Origin of the sequence: Chamaesiphon polymorphus CCALA 037 (assembly GCF_003003845.1) — a bacterium.
GTDB lineage: Bacteria > Cyanobacteriota > Cyanobacteriia > Cyanobacteriales > Chamaesiphonaceae > Chamaesiphon > Chamaesiphon polymorphus.
Genome location: NZ_PVWO01000015.1, coordinates 24,382 through 31,043 on the forward strand (window position 1 = coordinate 24,382; position 6,662 = coordinate 31,043).

General features: G+C 47.3%; 6 protein-coding genes. All 6 read left to right on the forward strand.

Annotated elements, in window-relative coordinates; translation table 11 throughout:
- The first annotated feature begins 65 nt into the window (after positions 1–65).
- The 6 genes from fusA (at position 66) to C7B77_RS02385 (ending at position 6,446) form a co-directional block, all read left to right on the forward strand.
- Positions 66–2,144 carry an elongation factor G gene (gene fusA, locus C7B77_RS02360; RefSeq protein ID WP_106299943.1) on the forward strand — a complete coding sequence of 693 codons (2,079 nt, stop codon included), beginning with the start codon at positions 66–68 and terminating at the stop codon, positions 2,142–2,144.
- A gap of 149 nt (positions 2,145–2,293) precedes the next feature.
- Complete coding sequence (gene tuf / locus C7B77_RS02365; protein ID WP_106299945.1) at positions 2,294–3,523, forward strand: elongation factor Tu; 1,230 nt, start codon at positions 2,294–2,296, stop codon at positions 3,521–3,523.
- A 115-nt stretch (positions 3,524–3,638) separates the two neighbouring features.
- Positions 3,639–3,956: a 30S ribosomal protein S10 gene (gene rpsJ, locus C7B77_RS02370; protein ID WP_015161331.1), complete on the forward strand. Its 318-nt coding sequence runs from the start codon at positions 3,639–3,641 to the stop codon at positions 3,954–3,956.
- Between the two features lie 258 nt (positions 3,957–4,214).
- Complete coding sequence (locus C7B77_RS02375) at positions 4,215–4,856, forward strand: LON peptidase substrate-binding domain-containing protein (RefSeq protein WP_106299947.1); 642 nt, start codon at positions 4,215–4,217, stop codon at positions 4,854–4,856.
- Positions 4,857–5,152: 296 nt separating this feature from the next.
- Positions 5,153–5,893, forward strand: coding sequence for a TIGR02466 family protein (locus tag C7B77_RS02380; protein WP_106299949.1), 741 nt, complete (start codon positions 5,153–5,155; stop codon positions 5,891–5,893).
- Between the two features lie 208 nt (positions 5,894–6,101).
- Positions 6,102–6,446, forward strand: coding sequence for a hypothetical protein (locus tag C7B77_RS02385; protein ID WP_106299951.1), 345 nt, complete (start codon positions 6,102–6,104; stop codon positions 6,444–6,446).
- Positions 6,447–6,662 lie beyond the last annotated feature (216 nt).

Below are 6,662 nucleotides of genomic sequence, written 5' to 3' on the forward strand. Positions count from 1 at the left end.
GTCTACAATCTTAGTAAAGATTAACCAAATTTTATCATCGGCAGCCGACAAGTAAGGAGGTTATTGTGCCACGTACCGTCCCGTTTGAGAAAGTACGCAACATCGGGATTGCAGCCCACATTGATGCGGGTAAGACAACTACGACCGAGAGAATTCTATATTATTCTGGGGTTGTCCATAAGATCGGCGAAGTTCACGAAGGAACTGCCACCACCGACTGGATGGTGCAAGAGCAAGAGCGTGGAATCACTATTACCGCAGCCGCAATCAGTACGACTTGGAAAGATCACAAGATCAATATCATCGACACGCCAGGACACGTAGATTTTACGATCGAAGTCGAGCGTTCCATGCGGGTACTAGATGGGGTAATCGCTGTATTTTGTTCCGTTGGCGGCGTTCAGCCTCAGTCGGAGACGGTATGGCGACAAGCCGATCGCTATAAAGTACCTCGGATCGTCTTTGTGAATAAGATGGATCGGACTGGTGCGAATTTCTTCAAGGTCTACGATCAGATCGTCGATCGGATGCGTTGCAATGCAGTGCCCATGCAGATTCCGATCGGTGCTGAAGGTGATTTTGCTGGTGTCATCGACCTAGTTAAGATGCGAGCATTCTACGCTCTAGACGACTTAGGTAAAGATATCGAAGAACGTGATATTCCTGCAGATTTACAAGCCAAAGCCGATGAGTTTCGGACTAAGCTGCTCGAATCTGTCGCCGATACATCGGACGAACTGACCGAGAAATATCTCGAAGGCAAAGAAATTAGCCAAGATGAGATCGTCGCTGCCGTCCGCAAGGGCACCATCGACGGTACGATCGTGCCCATGTTCTGTGGCTCTGCGTTTAAGAACAAAGGCGTTCAAGCCTTGCTAGATGCCGTTATCGACTATTTACCTTGTCCGACGGAAGTCCCCGCGATTAAAGGTAAATCCGTCGATGATGAGACTGTCGAAGTCCAACGTCCAGCTAGCGACGATGCGCCATTTGCCGCACTGGCATTTAAGATCATGGCGGATAAATACGGTCGCTTGACCTTTATCCGCGTCTACTCTGGAGTAGTCAAAACTGGAACCTACGTCTTGAACCCCACTAAGGGTAAGAAAGAACGGATCTCCCGCTTGATTATCCTCAAAGCAGACGATCGCCAAGAAGTAGATGAGTTGCGCGCTGGCGACTTGGGTGCCGTCTTAGGTCTCAAAGATACCTTTACAGGCGATACTTTGTGCGATGAAGAAAATCCAGTCATTCTGGAGTCGCTATTCATCCCCGAACCAGTGATTTCGCTGGCGGTCGAACCCAAGACCAAACAGGACATGGAGAAGCTCTCCAAAGCTCTCATTTCCCTGTCTCAGGAAGATCCTACCTTCCGCGTCCACACTGACCCTGAGACCAACCAAACCGTAATTGCGGGCATGGGCGAACTTCACCTCGAAATTCTGGTCGATCGGATGCTGCGTGAATTTGGCGTCGAAGCAAATATCGGTGCCCCACAGGTGGCTTATCGCGAGACCATTCGTAAGAGTGTCAAGCAAGAAGGTAAGTACATCAAACAAAGTGGTGGTAGTGGTAACTACGGTCACGTCGTCGTCGAGATTACCCCTGGCGAACCCGGTACTGGTTTGGAGTTTGTCTCCAAAATCGTCGGTGGTTCGGTACCCAAACAGTACATCAACCCGATCGAGCAAGGTGTCAAAGAAACCTGCGAGTCTGGGATTTTGGCTGGTTATCCAGTGATCGACCTCAAAGTTACCCTCATCGATGGTTCTTACCATGAAGTTGACTCTAATGAAATGGCCTTCAAGATTGCGGCTTCGATCGCGACTAAAGAAGGCGTCATGAAAGCTCAACCCACATTGCTAGAACCAGTGATGAAGGTTGAAGTTGAAGTTCCTGATAACTTCTTGGGTAACGTCATCGGCGATCTCAACTCCCGCCGAGGTCAAATCGAAGGTCAAGAAGCGGCGGCAAATCTCGCCAAAGTTGCAGCTAAAGTTCCCCTAGGGGAAATGTTTGGTTATGCAACCAACATCCGCTCCAACACCCAAGGTCGCGGGATCTTCTCGATGGAATTCAGCCATTACGATGAAGTGCCCCGGAACGTCGCAGAAGCGATCGTGACCAAAAATAAAGGGAAGTAATCGGTCTGTTGCTGACGATTCTCTCTCCAGAGGATCGTCGCCACGCAGCTAGTGGTGGTAGTGTAGTTGTGGGTTATTGGTAAATAACCCACAACTAACACTCAGCAAAGATCTAGTTAAAATCTAAAGAGGAATTAAGGAAATTATCCATGGCACGCGCTAAGTTTGAAAGAAATAAGCCCCACGTAAACATCGGTACTGTCGGTCACGTTGACCACGGTAAAACCACCCTTACCGCAGCAATCACCATGTCGCTCGCGGCAATTGGTAGTGCTAAAGCTCGGAAGTACGACGAAATCGATGCTGCTCCTGAAGAAAAAGCGCGTGGGATCACCATCAATACCGCACACGTAGAATACGAAACCGTTACTCGTCACTACGCACACGTAGATTGTCCCGGTCACGCTGACTATGTGAAAAACATGATCACTGGTGCGGCACAAATGGACGGCGGTATTCTCGTTGTATCGGCAGCCGATGGCCCCATGCCTCAGACCAGAGAGCACATCCTCTTGGCCAAACAAGTAGGCGTACCTCGTCTAGTTGTGTTCATGAACAAAACCGACTTAGTAGATGACGATGAGCTACTCGAACTCGTAGAATTAGAAATTCGCGAATTGCTCTCCTCCTACGACTTTGACGGCGACAACATTCCTGTTGTTTCTGGTTCCGCAGTCAAAGCTGTAGAACAAATGATCGCCAACCCTAAAACCGTTCAAGGCGAAAACGAATGGGTAGACAAAATCTACGACCTGATGGCCGCAGTAGATGATTATATCCCCACTCCAGAACGGGAAATCGACAAACCCTTCTTGATGGCAGTTGAAGACGTATTCTCGATCACTGGTCGTGGTACGGTTGCAACCGGACGGATCGAACGCGGAAAAGTCAAAGTTGGTGAAAACGTGGAAATCGTCGGAATCAAAGACACCCGCAGCACCACGATCACTGGTGTAGAAATGTTCCAGAAATCCCTTGAAGAAGGTCTAGCTGGCGACAACGTGGGCGTACTGATGCGCGGTATCCAAAAAGTCGATATCGAGCGCGGCATGGTAATTGCTAAACCAGGCAGTATCAAACCTCATACCGAATTTGAAGGTGAAGTATACGTCCTCACCGACAAAGAAGGCGGTCGTAAGACTCCATTTTTCCCTGGCTATCGCCCTCAGTTCTACGTTCGGACAACCGACGTAACTGGAAACATCAAAGCCTTTACTGCTGATGATGGTAGTGCTGCTGAGATGGTTATGCCTGGAGATCGGGTCAAAATGACTGTCGAACTGATCAACCCAGTCGCGATCGAACAAGGAATGCGTTTTGCAATCCGTGAAGGCGGTCGGACGATCGGAGCTGGTGTTGTAGCCAAAATTATCAAATAGGTTAACTACCTAAATTACAGATAGAGATATACCTCGCGTGTATCTCTATCTTTGTGTCTGATGAATTATTTTCATCGTCTATTACCTGTACCTTGACAATCAAAAATCTAAAATTATGGCCACTATCACTCAGCAAAAAATCCGGATCCGTTTGAAAGCATTCGATCGCCGCCTCCTGGATACCTCATGTGATAAGATCGTTGAAACTGCCAATCGCACTGGTGCGACTGCAATCGGGCCGATTCCCTTACCAACTCGCCGTCGAATCTATTGCGTCTTGCGATCGCCTCACGTTGACAAAGATTCGCGCGAACACTTTGAAACTCGCACCCATCGACGCATCATCGATATCAAAGATCCATCGGCTAAAACGATCGACGCCTTAATGAAGTTAGATCTACCAGCAGGTGTAGATATTGAAGTAAAACTATAGACCGTAGCGATCGTCTCACCAGCTTGACGATATTTGAAATCTCCCGAAAAGTCCTCACATGAGGACTTTTTAATAAATTATCGCCACCGAATCGGAACTCGATCGATCTGTGCTAGGACGTACCAACAATGCTGGAATTACGGTGGCAAATAGTAAGTGACGTAAGTGGATCTAACTTACTGGGTAAATAGCTAGCACTTATGATGCTAGATCCGTTAACCTTATACATATACCTTCTGCTTTCGATCGAATCCGCAAATGGCACCTTCTTCTTCAATCGCCGTGAGAGAACTCCCCTTATTCCCGCTCCCCGAACTGGTGCTATTTCCGGGTCGCCCGTTACCATTACATATTTTTGAATTTCGCTACCGGATCATGATGAATACGATCATGAATAGCGACCGACGATTTGGAGTGCTGATGTGGGATCCCGTCAGAGGACAACCAGCAGATATCGGTTGTTGTGCGGAGATCGTCCATTTTCAGCAATTGCCAGACGATCGGATGAAAGTTTTGACCATGGGACAGCAACGCTTTAGAGTGCTTGAATACGTGCGCGAGAAGCCCTATCGAGTAGGGTTAGTCGAGTGGATTGAAGATCGTCCCACCGAAGAAGATTTACGCCCCTTATCGACCGATGTCGAGCGGCTGCTGCGTGATGTCGTGCATCTGTCTGGCAAGCTCACCGAACAACCCGTCGAGTTACCAGACAATCTTCCCGAGTTACCGATCGAACTTTCCTATTGGGTAGCGAGCCATCTCTATGGAGTCGCCGCCGAGCAACAAGCTTTACTCGAAATGCAAGACACCACCACTCGTCTGGAGCGTGAGGTGGAGATTTTAACATCCACCCGCAATCATTTGGCCGCGAGAACAGCTCTCAAGGATGCTCTGGCGTAGACTCGATCGTGCAAAAGTAAAATCGACTTACGAATACGCAATTAGTAGACTCGATCGTGCAAATTTAGATAGTTGCAACGTAGTTATACTATCTGACAAAATTGATATGTAGTGACACCAATGGTGGTTGTTGGCAGTGCCCACCATGCAAAACTTTCGATCGGAACGAGCCTGAAACTACGCACACCTTCGATCGAATCTTGTCCCAAGTAGTTTGTTACTGGTTTATATTGCGTCTCTGTGGAAAAAGATGCGTTGTCTTGTCGTATTATCTACTCATCTATCCATCCACCCCTATGCCGATCGAGACCTTATTTCCACTAGCAATTTACTATGAGGATCTAGCCGACGCGCCCAAACATCAACAAAAATTGCTCGCTGCGGTACTGCAACTGGAGCGGGATGGAGCCGAACGCCGTAACTATCCAGAAATGGCTTGGACGGGCGATCTCCATGGAGTAGAGCAAATCCATACCAATCCTGATTTTGGGTGGATTGTAGAGCAAATAGAGAGGCATACAGCGATCTATTTACTAGAATTGGGTGTAGATCTGAGCAAAGTCGATCTTTACATTCAGCGAGCATGGCCGATCGTCTCGCGTACCGAACAAGAAATCGGTTCGCATTGTCACAATACAGCTCATATTAGTGCTGTTTATTATATTAAAGTACCAGCGGAGGGTACATACGATCCGGGGCGATTGGTATTCTTTGATGATGCGCGTGTCAATGAAGTCAGTCCGGGTTTGGGGAGCGAGAATACAGATATCATTGCCGAAGATAGCTACTTCAATCAGCTACAGGCAGCTTATGTGCCTATAGAGGGGAGACTAGTACTATTTCCAGCCAAACAACGCCATGCAGTTACAATGAATGAAACTGAAGATCTGCGAGTATCGCTATCATTTGATATAGTGCTTACAGCCAATAGGAGCGCATCTGGAGCCTACGAATTTCTGACGCCACCTCCTGGACAGTGGCAAAAATTCAAGTCATCTCCAAGTGGCATCGATCGATCGAATTTAACTTTGGACTAGACTAAAGGTAATAGCTGGCAGGAGAGCGGGAACATTAAGTAAAGTAAACTGAGTCTTTTGGGAATAGTGGGGTTGGTAATGTTGAGTCACCACACCAATTGCCTTGCCTACCATCAAATCTACTTATCAGACTAGCAGTTGACTAAACTCGGATCGATCGGTTAGTGTGCATGTTTAAGTAGTTTTAAATTTTAAGTTTAATTAATTTATGAAAAGATTTTTACTTTTGTTTCTATCCGCACCCACGGTTTTGAGTGTAATCTTGCCAGTAGTGACTGCTGTCGCTGCCGAGAAGCAACCTGCTACTACAGATAAAAGATTCTGTGTTAATACTCATTCCAAACTGATTTGTGTTAAGTCTGCACAATTAGCTAGCAATACTCCTCAGCGAGCGATGCTCATTGCCAAAGCCGAAGCTGAAGCTAGAGATCCCGATGCTTTCGTCAACTTTAGCGATGAAGAAAGCGATGCTGCTGCGGCAATGTTCGGTTGCGATTGCCCTGATTGTATCCGCTCCATCCGCAAACTGCGGATGCTGGCGCAGATTAGTTAAATTAATTGAGAATTGAGAATTGCGGCTCTCGCACGCCTTTGTTTCCCGACGGTTTAGAGAGACAAGACAGAGAATTGCGGATGTGCCAAAAGTCGGGTTGCCCAACTGTTTATTTCATCACTTACGGTTCGCTCATTTTCAGGGAGGGTCATCAGATTGTGGCCCAAGGCAAGTATAAATCTCAACTGGAAAGTTCAATAACTGTAAAATGTTTTG